A 13,187-nucleotide genomic window follows, 5' to 3' on the forward strand; every position below is an offset into this window, starting at 1 on the left:
GCGCCGACCTGCATCCGCTCCGCCGGGAGATCCCATGACCGAGACCATCCGCATCAAACGCTTCGTCGCGCGCCCCGTGATCGTGCCGATGAATTTGCCGCTCAAAACCTCCACCGGCACGGTTGCGAAGGCACCGCTGGTGCTGATCGACTGCGAGACCGATCAGGGCGCCGTGGGGCACGCCTATCTGTTCTCGATCACGCCTTCGGCCCTGAAACCGCTGACGGCGATGGTCGCGGAGATGTCAGAGCTGCTTGCGGGCGACGAGCTGCTGCCGTTCGAGATCGAGCGCAAGCTGACCCAGCGCTTCACATTGCTCGGGCTCGCCGGCCTGCAACGGCTGGCGCAATCCGGCATCGACATGGCGGCGTGGGATGCATTGGCGCGCAGCAAAGGCCTGCCGCTGGCCCGCCTGCTCGGCGGCGCACCGAAGCCGGTCAAGGCCTACAATTCGAAGGGGCTCGGCATCATGCCGGCGGGTGCCGCGGTGGACGAAGCGCACAAGCTGCTGGCCGAGGGCTTTCAGGCCGCCAAGATCCGCGTCGGCCGGCCCGATGCGCGGGAGGATCTCGCCGTGGTGCGCGCCGTGCGGAAAGCCGTCGGCGATCAGGTGACGCTGATGTGCGACTACAATCAGGCGCTGACGGTGACCGAAGCCATACGCCGCGGCGAGATGCTCGACGACGAGGGGCTGACCTGGATCGAGGAACCGATCCGCCACGACGATTATGACGGCTGCGCCCGCATTGCGGATGCGCTGGGCACGCCGGTCCAGATCGGCGAGAACTTTGACAGCGCTTTTGCGATGCAATCGGCATTGGCCGCCGAGGCCTGCGACTTCGTGATGCCGGACGTGCAGCGCATCGGCGGCGTCACCGGCTGGATGCGCGCGGCGTCACTGGCGCATGCCGCCGGCATCGAGATGTCGACGCATCTGTTCTCGGAGGTGAGCGCGCATCTGCTCTGCGTGACGCCGACCGCGCATTGGCTGGAATATGTCGACTGGGCCGACGCGGTGCTGGCGAGCCGCCTCACCATCAAGGACGGTTTTGCGCTGCCGGGCGAGGAGCCCGGCAACGGTATTGAATGGGATGAGGCGGCGGTGAAGACATATCTGGTCGGGTGATCCAAGATGGCCTCAGCCCCGTCATCCCCGCGCAACAGCTACGCGGTTGCGCGGGGGTGACGGTGATTGAGATGCCTACCACACCTCCGCGCCGGAGATTTTCTTGCGCACCGCCAGACGCTGGATCCAGATACAGCGACGCACGGATCTGTTGGAGCGGCCGACGGAGGATATCCCCTCGCCGGCCTGGAGCAACGGCGCGATGTTCTCGCGCAGCGTACGGCAGCGCTGCAGCTCGGCCTGCCAGTCGATGATCGCAGCGTCTGCGCGCGACGCGATCAGCAACAACGCCATCACGGCAAGACAGCTCGCTCGCATTGTCCGTATTCCCTTCACTGTGATTCCCCTTTATTGCGCCGGTAGCGGAAGTCGCAATGATTGGCGCCTTGCATGATGGTCTGCGTGCGCGTGAGCTTGATGTCGGGGCCGAACCCTTCCGCAGTTGCAAAATCGGCGGTGCAGACCAGGAGAAAGCCGAGCTCCGGCTCGCCCAGCGACTGGTAGAATTCGGCGTAGGCGCATCGCTTCACGTCGAACGCGAAGGCGTCCTCGGTCTGCTCGATCACGTCGTAAGCGAGCGCGTCGTCGCGGGCGTAGGTCTTGAACGCGGAGGCGACAGCCTGGCCGAGATTGGCCTCGCTCTTCGCTTTCCAGAACTCCTCACCGAAGCGACGATAGAGATCGCCGAGCGTGTTGCGCACCAGCGCATTCGCGCGGCCCTCGCCGAGCTCGGCCTGGAGCGCTTTGACCAGCGGCACCAGGACCTGCGCCTGGATCCTGGCCTGTTCGATGACGGATATGCTCATGGGCGGCCTTCTCGTCCCCGGATGCTGCGCTTTCAGTGTGCCCTGTGAAATGGAACACATTTGGAGCATCGCTAAGGTTGTATCATATTCAAGATGTAACCAGGAGAACGGGGCAGACGACCCCGCACCAATTTTTCGATCATTCATTGTCGAACACAGAGTTGGATTAGGCAATGCGTCCTCTCGCTCGGGGTGAGGCGGACGACGACCTCAGAGATCGCGATTAGCTTCGAAAAATTCCGTCCGGCGTCTCGCTGACCCCAGCGATGCGAACGCCGCCTCGTGCGCCCGCGCCGGCATCGACAGTCGAGCTTGCAGCCATCGAAAGGACCGCCCCATGGACGACCCCAAGCCGCTCACCAGCGCATTCTCCAAGACCGCGAACTTCTCGATCCACCAGGTCGACATCGTATTCAGGGCTGCCGCGCAGGCCGCCGTCCCCGCCGCGGTGCCTTTCACGCTGCCGCCCACGCTCGGGCCGTTGTCCGCCTTCACGGGCACGTTCACCGGACAGGGCTTCAACACGATCTTCCGGCCCGACAGCACGACGACGCCGACACAGATGCCGGGTCCGATCAACACCACCGACCCCGCGGACAACGTGCTGGAGCTGAACCTCACCGATGAGACACTGTCGTTCTCGAACAATCTCGGCTCGATCCCGAATCGCGGCTCGGGGCCGGAAGCCGACGCCTTCCTGAACGGCGTGCCGTATCTCCAGACCATCAACGACGTGACGACGGGAACGCCGGTCGGCATTCATTTCGAGCCCGGCATCTGGCTCGCGGTGCCCGCCAGCACCAACCCGCACGAGCCGTTCACCGTCGCGCGCATGGCCTCGATCCCGCACGGCACGACGATCACCGCGCAAGGCACCGCGCTGCCGCCCGTCGCCGGCAAGCCGACCATCGCGGCGGTCGACATCACGCCATTCCTCGGCGGCAACCCGAACAACAAGTTCACGTTCCAGAATCAGACCGCCGCCAACAAGTCTACGCGCAGGCTGCCCCAGGATCTCACGGCGCTGATCGCCTCCGGCAAGCTCACCCAGGCCATGATCACCGACCCCAACACGGTGCTGCGCAATCAGATCGCGCATCAGACCATCAGCCATACCATCATCATCGAGACCTCGACCAAGCCCGGCTCACCGCTGTCGGGCGGCCCGTTGCCGGCCGTGCCTTCAGCGGGACCGCATCCACAGGCGCCGAACTTCGCCGGTGGCACCTCGAACATCGCGTTCCTCCAGGGCGTGCCCGCTCCGCCGCCGGGCGGCAACGGCGCCAACGCCAACGCCTTCCAGATGGATGCCGTGTTCTGGATCGAGACGGTGATCTACGACATCGACGTGCCGCGCATCCCGTCCGGGGAGCCGCCGATCATTCTCCAGCCATTGCAGAAGGGCACGGTGCCGCTGGTTCCGAGCTTCGTCGCCACGCTTCCGTTCGTGCCCAACAAGGGGTTTGCCGGCGGCCGCGTCCGGGTGGCGACGACGCAGATCCAGTATTCGCAGAAAGTGATGCTGGATTTCAACGGCCTGACCTGGCCGCACGTCTCGGTCGCCTCGCTCGTGCCGGCGGCGCCAGTGCCGATCCCGGAGCATCTGCTGCCGCTAACGTAGCGGCAGGGATGCGCGCGTCTCCGACAGAATCTCTCGCGACAATTCCTCGTCGTCGACGATGCGGGCGAGCACCATCGCGCCGACCATCGACGCCCATGCGGCGATCGCTGCGCGGCGTTTGGTGTGAGGCGTGTCGCCATCGGCGTCCACCGTCAGGTGATCGATCCTGTAGCGAATGGCCTGCGTCATCCGGTGCCGAAGTTCGGCTGAGCCCCGCGCCGCCTCCGTTCCGAGACTCGAGAACAGGCAGGCTGTGGCGCGGTTGTTGCGATGCCGGACGCTGAGATAGCCGTCGGCGAAATCCGCCGCCGATCGGCGCGGGTCCGGACTGTTGGCGGCCGACGGCAACACGTGCCCGACCGCTTCCGCGATCAGGGCTTCCTTCGACGGGAAGTGCCCATAAAAGGCGCCGTGGGTCAGACCGGCTTCCTTCATCACGTCGGCGACGGTGACGTCGTCGAAGCCGTGTTGCCGGAACAGGCGCGCGGCCGCGACCATGATCCGCGTGCGATGCTCCGCCACCTGTTCTTTGCTCACTTTCATTTGTGCACCTCGTGATGATCCGTCATTTTACATGATATCTATCATGAATATAATCATGATGATGATAATGATTAAGTGGTGCCCGGGCGACCGGTGCCGAAACAACGAGGTAAGCATGATCTATTCGATGACGTCGGCGGCCCTGGCCAAACCACGGCCATTGGCACGGCTCCGCAGTCTTTCGGCCATTGCAATGCTGTTCGTCCTGGTCGCGACGATCGGCGCGGGCGGACCGGCGCAGGCCGCCGCAAATGACGCTGAGGCCAAAACCATCTTTGAAAAATTCATCGCCGCGCAGAATGCCCACGACGCCGACGCGGTGAAGGCCATGCTGCTGGATTCACCCAGCACGCTGCTGTTCGCGAGAAACGTCGATACGCGAGGCCGCGATGCGGTCGCTGCCCGGTTCAAGGAATACTACGAAGGTATTTGGCACCTCGAACCCGACATGTCGAAATTCCGGGTCGCCGTGATCTCGAACGATGTCATGCAGGTTCTTGTCCCCATCGTTTTCACGCGCGGCCTGCCGGGCAAACCGCCGCAGCAAAACATTTTTCTGATCAGCCAGACCTACGTTCAGGACGCCAGCGGCTGGCACGTCGCGTCCATCATGCCGGTCGCGAACACGGAGCTGAAATAACGGCGCTTCCCCGCCCCCGCGCTCGCCTCGCTCGTGCCGGCAGCGCCGGTGCAGACGGCCCGCATCTCGCCAGGAGGTGCGGGTCGTACAGGTGTCATCGAGAACGGCGCCTTAGCCAACGCCCTGCAATTGCAGGGCAGGATAATCGGTGTAGCCCTCGGGCCCGGGCGCATAGAACGTCGCCGGTTGCGGGGCATTGAGCGGGGCACCGCTGTGCAGCCGCTCGGGAAGATCGGGATTGGCGATAAAGGCCTTGCCGAAGGCGACGGCATCGGCCCATCCGGCATCGAGGGCGTCCTGCGCCGTCGTTGCGGTAAAACCTTCATTGGCGATGTAGACGCCGCCGAACGCCGCCTTGAGCTGGGGACCGAGGCTGTCGGCCGCGACATGCTCGCGGACGCAGAGAAATGCGATCCTGCGCCGCCCGAGCTCGCGCGCGACGTAGCCGAAGGTGCTCGCCCGGTCGGAATCGCCCATCGAGTGCACGTCCGCCCTTGGCGCCAGATGCATGGCGACGCGAGATGGTCCCCAGACATCAATCGCCGCATCGACGGATTCGAGCATGAGACGCGCCCTGTTCTCGATGGCGCCGCCATACTGATCCGTGCGCTGGTTCGATCCATCCTGGAGAAACTGATCAAGCAGGTAACCATTGGCACCGTGGAGCTCGACGCCGTCGAACCCGGCCGCTTCGGCAAACTGCGCGGCCCGGCGGAAATCTCCGACCACGGCCGCGACGTCCGCCGTCGGCAGTGGCCTCGGCACGACAAAGGGACGCTCGGGACGCAGCAGGCTGACATTGCCCTTGGCCGCCAGCGGGCTCGGCGCTACCGGCGCCTGTCCATTGTGAAACTCCGGATCGGAAATCCTGCCCACGTGCCAGATCTGCATGAAGATCCGCCCCCCGGCAGCCTTCACGGCCCTGGTCACGCTTCGCCAACCGTTCACGTGCTCGTCGGACCAGATTCCGGCAACGCCACGATAGCCGACGCCCTGCTGCGAAACCGGCACGCCCTCGGAGATGATCAGCCCGGCGGACGCACGCTGCGCGTAATAGTCGGCCATGATCGCGGTCGGTACCTTGTTTTCATCGGCGCGCAGCCGCGTCAGTGGCGCCATGATCACGCGGTTCGGAAGCGTCAGGTCGCCAATGGAAAGCGGGTCGAAGAGAGACGGCATGAACTAGTTCTCCGGTGATGGGATCGCGATGATGTTGTTCCAGATTTCTATACTATGCGGTATAGAAATTGATTTCGAAACGCAGGGCGTATGGGAATTTTCGATCTCCGATCAGGCCCGGTTCGGCGTAAAGATCACCTTGCCTTTGAAGCTTGCTGCCTGGGTGATCGCCTCGGAGAATTGCTCCAGACCATAGGCCGCCGCGACCGGCGCAGTGAGCGCGCCTGACGTCACCAACGCTGTCAAATGATCGTACATTTCACCCATGGCCGCGTCCTTGGCGGTCTTGTGCCAATGCACGAGCCAGAAGCCGCGCACGGACACTTCGGAAAAAATCGCGCTGAGGCTCGATCCGGCGAAGGGCTGTCCGCTCATTGCGCTGTAGAGAACAACCACACCCTTCGGGGCAACGCAGTTCATCAGGTTCAGGGTCGAATTGCCGCCGACCATATCGAGCGCCAGATGGATCGGCGCTCCACCCGTCTCCTTGGCCACGCGCTTTTGCAGGTCGGGACCATCGACGAGCACCACATCCGCTCCGAGCGCGCGCAGTTCCGGCACGACGTCCTCGCGTCGAACGACATTGACCAGCTTGATTCCCAGTGATTTCGCAACCGCGATGACCGCGCGCCCCGTTGCCGAATTGGCGCCATTCTGGATCACCCAGCCGCCGTTCGGGATCTTCACGATATCGGTCAACAACAGATACGCCGTCGCCGGATTGACCCCAACCATCGCGAGTTGCTGGATATCCGCTTGCGGCGACAAGGGGCGCTGCCACGTCGCGGTGAACTTCACCCGCTCGGTCCAGGTCGGATTCAGGATCGGTATCAGGGTTCGATCGCCTTCCTTCAGGGTCTTCACGTTGGCACCGGTCGCGACCACGCGGCCGACACCCTCGATCCCGAGCGTGCCCGGCAGCGGCGGCAGAAATCCGTATCGTCCCGCCATGATCATGAGATCGGTGGCGTTGATCGGGGCGGCCTCGACAGCGACCACGACTTCATCCGGGCCCGGCGCGCTGACGTCGGGCACGTCGTTCAGCTTCACTGCATCAGCAGGCTTTCCAAACGCCACGACTTGAACCGCCTTCATCCGCCGTCTCCCTTGTTTCATTCTGTACTCGATAGTATTAAATGAAACGAGCGTCAACAAGACGGCAGATTGATCCGGTCACATCTCCTTGAGGGCTTAACATCCGCGGCGAGAGTGCATAAACAGGTCGTATGGCAAGACCACGCAGTTTCGATCCCGACGACGTGCTCGAAGTCGCGCGCGAAGTGTTTTGGCGCAAGGGCTACCAGGCCGCATCGCTTGACGAGATCACAGCGGCGAGCGGCATCGCCAAGCCGAGCCTCTATGCGGCGTTCGGCGACAAGAGCACGCTGTTCCTGCGCGTGCTCGATCGCTATCACGACGGCATCCTCGGCTGGGCGGAGCGCGTGCTGGCCCAGCCCGGTCCGGCCCGCGAGGTCATCCGGCAATGGCTCACGGGCTTCGTGCCGTATTGCTCGGGCGCGAAAGGATTGCGGGGCTGCCTGTCGATCAACTCGGCGACCGACGGCTCACTCGACCAGACCAAGGTCCGCAACAGCATCGAGCGCTATAACAGGCGCCTCGAGGAGCTGCTGCGCGCGCGTCTGCGTGCCGACCGGGCTCAGTTCAAGAAGGGCTTTGATCCCGACCTCACCGCGCACACGATCATGGTGGTGCACACGGGATTGATGACGCTCGCGCACCAGGGTTCCGATGCGAAGCAGGTTCAGGCCGTGATCGACCAGGTGATGACCCTGCTCGCCTAGCGATGGGCTGGTGGCACACGCTTCGTGTTGACCGATTGTTGGGGATGGCTTGGCTGGCCGAAGTTCGCGGCGGCAGCCCGCCTGCGCCTTTTGGGCTTCGGCGCGGCATCCTTCTCTCGGCTATCGCGAGCGAAGGTCGTGGCTTGCCTAGCCGTAGCTCGCGGCGAAAAGCCCGCCTGCGCCCTTTGGGCTTCGGCGCGGCATCCTTCTCTCGGCTATCGCGAGCGAAGGATGGTGGGCGCGACAGGGATCGAACCTGTGACCCCTACCATGTCAAGGTAGTGCTCTCCCGCTGAGCTACGCGCCCTAGATGTCGTCTAGATCGGGTCGGGTCCCTATAACGGCTCAAGGGAGCCGGTGCAAGGACGGAAGGGGGCCGATTCAGGCCGCCAGCATCTTGTTCACTTCGCTGACCAATTCGCGCAAATGCACGGGTTTGGACAGCACCTTGGCGTTCTTGGGGGCGTCCGAATCCGAGTTCAGGGCGACCGCGGCGAAGCCGGTGATGAACATGATCTTGATGTCGGGATCGAGTTCCGAGGCCCGGCGGGCGAGCTCGATGCCGTCCATCTCCGGCATCACGATGTCGGTGAGCAGCATCTCGAACGGCTCTTCCCGGAGCCGCTGATAGGCGGCCATGCCGTTGTCGTGGGACGAGACCTGAAAACCGGCGTTTTCCAGCGCCTTGACCAGGAAACGGCGCATGTCGTTGTCGTCTTCGGCGAGCAGGATTTTTGGCATGACAGGAACGTTGAATCCCCAAGACAATTACAAGGCGGCATCAGCAGCAGAGGTCACTAAGCCCGACAGAGGGTAAATTTCGGGTGAAAATCTTTACCCTGGCTCGACCGGCGCGACCCTTGTGAACCCGAATGCAGCACGAATCAATCGACCAGCGCCGGCCCGTCCCCGCCTCGATGGCCACACGGTTAAGACATGTTCCAGCGCCGATCACGCTTTTTCGCTTGGCAGAATGGTTGCGATTCCGGACAATGACGACACATAAGAGCCGCTCGACCGGCCGAATCACTTCGATCCGGGACCTTGCCGGATCGTGCGGCACGAAGGGACGAAGCCTGAGAAGATGACCCGGTTTGACGGCGACAAGTCGCCAGCTTTCGAGATCGTAGAGCCCGCCGAATGGCGCGCGCCGATCATCTTCAACTCGCCCCATTCCGGCTCGACCTATCCGGACGAATTCCTGAGCGCGTCGCGGATCGACGTGCCGACGCTGCGGCGCTCCGAAGATTCCTTCATGGACGAGCTGATCGGCCATCTCAGCGAGCGCGGCTTTCCGACCGTGCGGGTCAACTTTCCCCGCTCCTATGTCGACGTCAATCGCGAGCCCTATGAGCTCGACCCCCGGATGTTCACCGGCCGCCTGCCGAGCTTTGCCAACACCCGCTCGATGCGGGTCGCCGGCGGCCTCGGCACCATTCCGCGCGTGGTCGGCGACGGCCAGGAGATCTATCGCGAGCGCATCCTGGTCGACGACGCGCTGGCGCGGATCGAGACGCTGTACAAGCCCTATCATCGCGCGCTGCGCCGGCTGATCAACAAGGTGCACCAGATGTTCGGCACCGTGGTGCTGGTCGACTGCCACTCGATGCCGTCGGTCGGCGTGTCCCGCGACGAGCCGCGCCGGCCCGAACTCGTGATCGGCGACCGCTACGGCACAAGTTGCACACCGCTCTTGCCCGACCGGATCGAGGAGACCATGACCGGGCTCGGCTATTCGATCGGCCGCAACAAGCCCTATGCCGGCGGCTTCATCACCGAGCATTACGGCAATCCGGCGAGCGGCCTGCACGCAGTGCAGCTCGAGCTCAACCGCGCGATCTACATGGACGAGCGGCGGCGCGAGCGCGGCCCGCGCTTCGGCCAGATCGCTTCCGACTTCGCGGTGCTCGCTGACGTGCTGGCCACAACGATCCCGTTCAGCGATCTCGGCCCGTTCCAGGCCGCCGCGGAATAAGTGCGCCGTCAGCGCGGTCGCGTCAGGGATCAACGAAACGATAAGACACAGCTGCGAGTGTAAGCGTATCGCGCGCCGAATCTTCGCTTCGCGTTTTCACGCGCCTGAAGTGAAGACGGAGGCTGAAAGAAAGCTCAAAGAAAAAAGGGCCGCTTCTGATGAAGAAGCGGCCCAAGTCTAGGGAGGAAACGCCCAAGGAGGGCAGCGGTAACGCAGAGCGCTACCGCACCGCAACAATATGCGGCCGCGACGCACAAAGTGCAAGGGCTTTTGAGCGGTTTCCCATGCAAAAACACATAGCTCAATTGCTTACAAAGAAACCCGGATTCAGTTTCTTTGATAAGGAAATTCAATGGGTTGATAGTCGTTTGCATACGAACGAGGCATGTTCGGAACTAAGTATTCAACTCAATGATCGATATTTGGCCAGCATATGGCTCAGATGAGGCAACCGGCATTCGCGTTCAAAATACCGGGGTGCAAGCCAACACAGCGCTGCCCGTCTCAGACGATTTGAGCTAGGCAGAAGCGAGCTTCACCCGACTTTCGTTTTGAGGATGCACCGTGACGGTGATCGACTTCTCAGCCTTCATCGGACGGCTCGCCACTGCCTCCGGCGAAACCATTCTGCCGTTCTTCCGCACCTCGCTGTCGATCGACGACAAGAGCAAGACCAAGGATTTCGATCCGGTCACGGAAGCCGACCGCGCCGCAGAGGCGGTGATGCGACGGCTGATCAAGGCCAACTTCCCCCAGCACGGCATCGTCGGCGAGGAATTCGGCAATGAGCGTGAGGACTCGGACTATGTCTGGGTGCTCGACCCCATCGACGGCACAAAATCCTTCATCGGCGGCTTTCCAATCTGGGGCACGCTGATCGCATTGTTGCACAAGGGCGCGCCGGTCTACGGCATGATGCACCAACCCTTCATCGGCGAGCGCTTCTCCGGCGACAACGGCTCGGCCACTTATAAAGGCCCGTCCGGCGAGCGCCGGCTCCAGGTTCGCCGCTGCGCCTCGCTGGCGGAGGCAACGACCTACACCACCAGCCCGCTGCTGATGAACGAGCGCGACCGCGCCATTTTCGGCCGTATCGAGAAGGGCGCACGGCTGTCGCGCTATGGCGGTGACTGCTACTCCTATTGCATGCTGGCGGCCGGCCACGTCGATCTCGTGGTCGAAACCGAGCTGAAGCCTTACGACATTGCAGCCCTGATCCCGATCGTGACCGGCGCCGGCGGCGTCGTCACCACCTGGGAAGGCAAGCCGGCCCAGGGCGGCGGCCGTATCATCGCTGCCGGTGATGCACGCGTTCACGAAGAAGCACTGAAACTGCTCAACGGCTAGGCGACCAAGGGGCCTGCATGAAAAACTGGCGTAAGCTCCTCCTCGCAATCCTGCTGCTGTTTCCCACCTTCGCCTCCGCCCAGAATTTTCCGGCCAAGCCGATCAAGCTGATCGTGCCGTTCCCGGCCGGCGGGCCCAACGACATCATCGCGCGCGTGATCGGCCAGCGCATGTCGGAACTGTCGGGCCAACCGGTGCTAATCGACAATCGCGGCGGACAGGGCGGCGTGCTCGGCACCGATGCGGTCGCCAAGAGTGCGCCCGACGGCTACACCATCGCGATCTCCTCTGCCGGCGCGCTCGCGATCAGCCCGAGCATGGAGAAGGTCGCCTACGATACGCTCGCCGACCTGACACCGGTGACGCTGGTCGCGACCGTGCCGGAAATGCTGGTGGTGGCGACCAATTTGCCGGCCAAGGACATCGGCGAATTGATTGCGCTGGCCAAGGCGCAGCCCGGCAAGCTGAACTTCGCCTCCTCCGGCCCCGGCAGCCTGCCGCATCTCGCCGGCGAATTGTTCAAGCTGACGGCCAAGATCGACATCGTGCACGTGCCCTATCGCGGCGCCGCGCCCGCGGTGAACGATCTGCTGGGCCAGCAGGTGCAGATGACGTTCCTCGATCTCCCCGTGCTGCTGCCACAGGTCAAGGCCGGCGCCTTGCGGCCAATCGCAGTCGGCTCACCCGAGCGCGCCCCGACTGCGCCGGATGTGCCGACCATGGCGGAGGCGGGCTTTCCTGATCTCCGTATCGAGAACTGGTACGGCATGGTGGCGCCGAAGGGCACGCCGAAGGAGATCGTCGCGGCGCTCCATGATCTGGCGACGAAGGCGATGGCGGATCCGGCGGTCAAGGAAAGGCTCGCCGCGCAAGGCGCGACGCTGATCGGCGACAGTCCGGAGCATTTTCGCAGCTTCATCGCGGATGAGACCGCGAAATGGGCGAAGGTGATCAAGGACGCTGGGGTGGAGACAGCGAAGTAATCAACCGTTTGAGCTCAGCGCCCCCACGAAGCAGGTGCGTTCCCTCCCCCCTTGCGGGGGAGGGCTAGGGAGAGGGGTCCACACGGGGACTCCATCGATCGCTCAAAAAACTTTCTTCGCGACAGAGATACCTTTTCCTGGGCTACCCCTCTCCCCCACCCTCCCCCGCAAGGGGGGAGGGAGCGCAGTTGTGCGCGCAGCCGCAGCGTCGGCTCACATCAACACGCTCACATCGCCGCCGCGCGCAAATGCTCCACCAGCATCTTCGCCGGCCGCGGCAACGTCTTGAAACTCCTTGCGCAGATCACGAGCTTGCGGTTGGCCCAGGTGTCGCGCAGGCGGACCATGGCGAGCGGCATCAGTTTTGCGCAGCGGCGGGCGGCGGCTTCGGGCACGAGTGCAACGCCGACATCGGCGGCGACCATCTGGCAGATCGCGTCGAAGTCGCGCAGCCGCGCGCGAAAATGCGGGCGCATGCCGAGCCGCGCGGCGTGCTTCGAAATATGGACTTGAAGCGCGGTGGCGCTGGTCAGCCCGACGAACTCGCAGGCCCCCGCCTCCTGGAAATCGATCTGGCGGCGGCCGGCGAACGGGCCGCGGCGCGACGTCACCAGCGTCAGGCGATCCTCGCTGAAGACGAAGCGCTCGATATGGTCGGGCAGCGCGTGCTCGGCGGCAAAACCGAGATCGGCGGCACCCGCGGTGATCGCCGCCGCGATGTCGGTGCTCTCGCGTTCCTCGATGTCGACGGCAACGTCGCGATGCTCGCGCAGGAAGCCGGCGAGCGCCTTCGGCAGATGCTCCGACAGGCCCGAGGTATTGGCGAGAAAATAAACGCTTGCCCGCACCCCGCTGGCAAAGCCCGCAAGATCGCCGCGCATGGCGTCGACCTGGTGGATCACGACCCGCGCATGGTCGAGCAGGCTCTCGCCGGCCGCGGTCAATTCGACGCCGCGGCGGCCGCGCTTCAAGAGCGCGACGCCGAAGGCGTCCTCGAGCCCCTTGATCCGCGCGCTGGCCGAAGCCAGCGCCAGATGCGACCGCTCCGCGCCGCGGGTGATGCTGCGCTGGTCGGCGACCGCAATGAAAAGCTGGAGATCGACGAGGTCGAAACGCATGGCAGATCTCCTTGGCAGGTCTCCTCAGCCTTCGGCCAGGACGAAGG

14 protein-coding genes and 1 tRNA gene are annotated in these 13,187 nt (G+C 63.8%); 7 read left to right on the forward strand and 8 right to left on the reverse strand.

Features of this window, described 5'->3' with window-relative positions; genetic code table 11:
* Nucleotides 1–34 precede the first annotated feature (34 nt).
* Nucleotides 35–1,126, forward strand: coding sequence for an enolase C-terminal domain-like protein (locus UP06_RS16925; RefSeq protein ID WP_045003997.1), 1,092 nt, complete (start codon nucleotides 35–37; stop codon nucleotides 1,124–1,126).
* A gap of 75 nt (nucleotides 1,127–1,201) precedes the next feature.
* Here UP06_RS16925 and UP06_RS16930 read toward each other — a convergent pair whose 3' ends face one another.
* Complete coding sequence (locus tag UP06_RS16930) at nucleotides 1,202–1,444, reverse strand: hypothetical protein (RefSeq protein WP_045003999.1); 243 nt, start codon at nucleotides 1,442–1,444, stop codon at nucleotides 1,202–1,204.
* Nucleotides 1,445–1,458: 14 nt separating this feature from the next.
* Nucleotides 1,459–1,932, reverse strand: a complete 474-nt coding sequence (locus UP06_RS16935; protein WP_045004002.1) for an L-2-amino-thiazoline-4-carboxylic acid hydrolase — start codon at nucleotides 1,930–1,932, stop codon at nucleotides 1,459–1,461.
* A 337-nt stretch (nucleotides 1,933–2,269) separates the two neighbouring features.
* Between UP06_RS16935 and UP06_RS16940 the strand changes: the two genes are divergently transcribed.
* The gene (locus tag UP06_RS16940; protein WP_045004003.1) at nucleotides 2,270–3,553 is read left to right on the forward strand and encodes a heme-binding protein; all 1,284 of its coding nucleotides are present in this window, start codon (nucleotides 2,270–2,272) and stop codon (nucleotides 3,551–3,553) included.
* On the opposite strand, the gene UP06_RS16945 is transcribed toward UP06_RS16940, so the two are convergent.
* Nucleotides 3,545–4,096 (reverse strand): TetR/AcrR family transcriptional regulator, encoded by a 552-nt coding sequence (locus UP06_RS16945; RefSeq protein WP_045004004.1) that lies wholly within the window; start codon nucleotides 4,094–4,096, stop codon nucleotides 3,545–3,547. The genes UP06_RS16940 and UP06_RS16945 overlap by 9 nt on opposite strands.
* Before the next feature lie 115 nt (nucleotides 4,097–4,211).
* Here UP06_RS16945 and UP06_RS16950 point away from each other — a divergent pair, with 115 nt between their 5' ends.
* Nucleotides 4,212–4,736 (forward strand): Cif family virulence factor, encoded by a 525-nt coding sequence (locus tag UP06_RS16950; protein WP_045004006.1) that lies wholly within the window; start codon nucleotides 4,212–4,214, stop codon nucleotides 4,734–4,736.
* Nucleotides 4,737–4,847: 111 nt separating this feature from the next.
* On the opposite strand, the gene UP06_RS16955 is transcribed toward UP06_RS16950, so the two are convergent.
* Complete coding sequence (locus tag UP06_RS16955) at nucleotides 4,848–5,915, reverse strand: alkene reductase (RefSeq protein ID WP_045004008.1); 1,068 nt, start codon at nucleotides 5,913–5,915, stop codon at nucleotides 4,848–4,850.
* 111 nt (nucleotides 5,916–6,026) lie between these two features.
* Nucleotides 6,027–7,010, reverse strand: coding sequence for a zinc-dependent alcohol dehydrogenase family protein (locus UP06_RS16960; protein ID WP_045004009.1), 984 nt, complete (start codon nucleotides 7,008–7,010; stop codon nucleotides 6,027–6,029).
* Between the two features lie 131 nt (nucleotides 7,011–7,141).
* Between UP06_RS16960 and UP06_RS16965 the strand changes: the two genes are divergently transcribed.
* Nucleotides 7,142–7,717, forward strand: a complete 576-nt coding sequence (locus UP06_RS16965) for a TetR/AcrR family transcriptional regulator (protein WP_045004011.1) — start codon at nucleotides 7,142–7,144, stop codon at nucleotides 7,715–7,717.
* Between the two features lie 232 nt (nucleotides 7,718–7,949).
* Here the strand turns inward: UP06_RS16965 and UP06_RS16970 are convergent.
* Nucleotides 7,950–8,024, reverse strand: a tRNA-Val gene (locus tag UP06_RS16970).
* Nucleotides 8,025–8,098: 74 nt separating this feature from the next.
* Nucleotides 8,099–8,458 carry a cell cycle two-component system response regulator CpdR gene (cpdR, locus tag UP06_RS16975; protein WP_007597092.1) on the reverse strand — a complete coding sequence of 120 codons (360 nt, stop codon included), beginning with the start codon at nucleotides 8,456–8,458 and terminating at the stop codon, nucleotides 8,099–8,101.
* 343 nt (nucleotides 8,459–8,801) lie between these two features.
* On the opposite strand from cpdR, the gene UP06_RS16980 reads away from it, so the two are divergent.
* From UP06_RS16980 to UP06_RS16990, 3 genes are all read left to right on the forward strand, one after another.
* Nucleotides 8,802–9,692: an N-formylglutamate amidohydrolase gene (locus tag UP06_RS16980; protein WP_045004013.1), complete on the forward strand. Its 891-nt coding sequence runs from the start codon at nucleotides 8,802–8,804 to the stop codon at nucleotides 9,690–9,692.
* Between the two features lie 564 nt (nucleotides 9,693–10,256).
* Nucleotides 10,257–11,039, forward strand: a complete 783-nt coding sequence (hisN, locus tag UP06_RS16985) for a histidinol-phosphatase (RefSeq protein WP_045004015.1) — start codon at nucleotides 10,257–10,259, stop codon at nucleotides 11,037–11,039.
* A gap of 17 nt (nucleotides 11,040–11,056) precedes the next feature.
* A complete protein-coding gene (locus UP06_RS16990) occupies nucleotides 11,057–12,022 on the forward strand; it encodes a Bug family tripartite tricarboxylate transporter substrate binding protein (protein ID WP_045004017.1) in 966 nt (321 codons plus the stop codon).
* Nucleotides 12,023–12,249: 227 nt separating this feature from the next.
* On the opposite strand, the gene UP06_RS16995 is transcribed toward UP06_RS16990, so the two are convergent.
* Nucleotides 12,250–13,140, reverse strand: coding sequence for a LysR substrate-binding domain-containing protein (locus tag UP06_RS16995; RefSeq protein WP_045004019.1), 891 nt, complete (start codon nucleotides 13,138–13,140; stop codon nucleotides 12,250–12,252).
* Between the last annotated feature and the right edge of the window lie 47 nt (nucleotides 13,141–13,187).

Origin of the sequence: Bradyrhizobium sp. LTSP857, from assembly GCF_000938285.1 — a bacterium.
Lineage (GTDB): Bacteria > Pseudomonadota > Alphaproteobacteria > Rhizobiales > Xanthobacteraceae > Bradyrhizobium.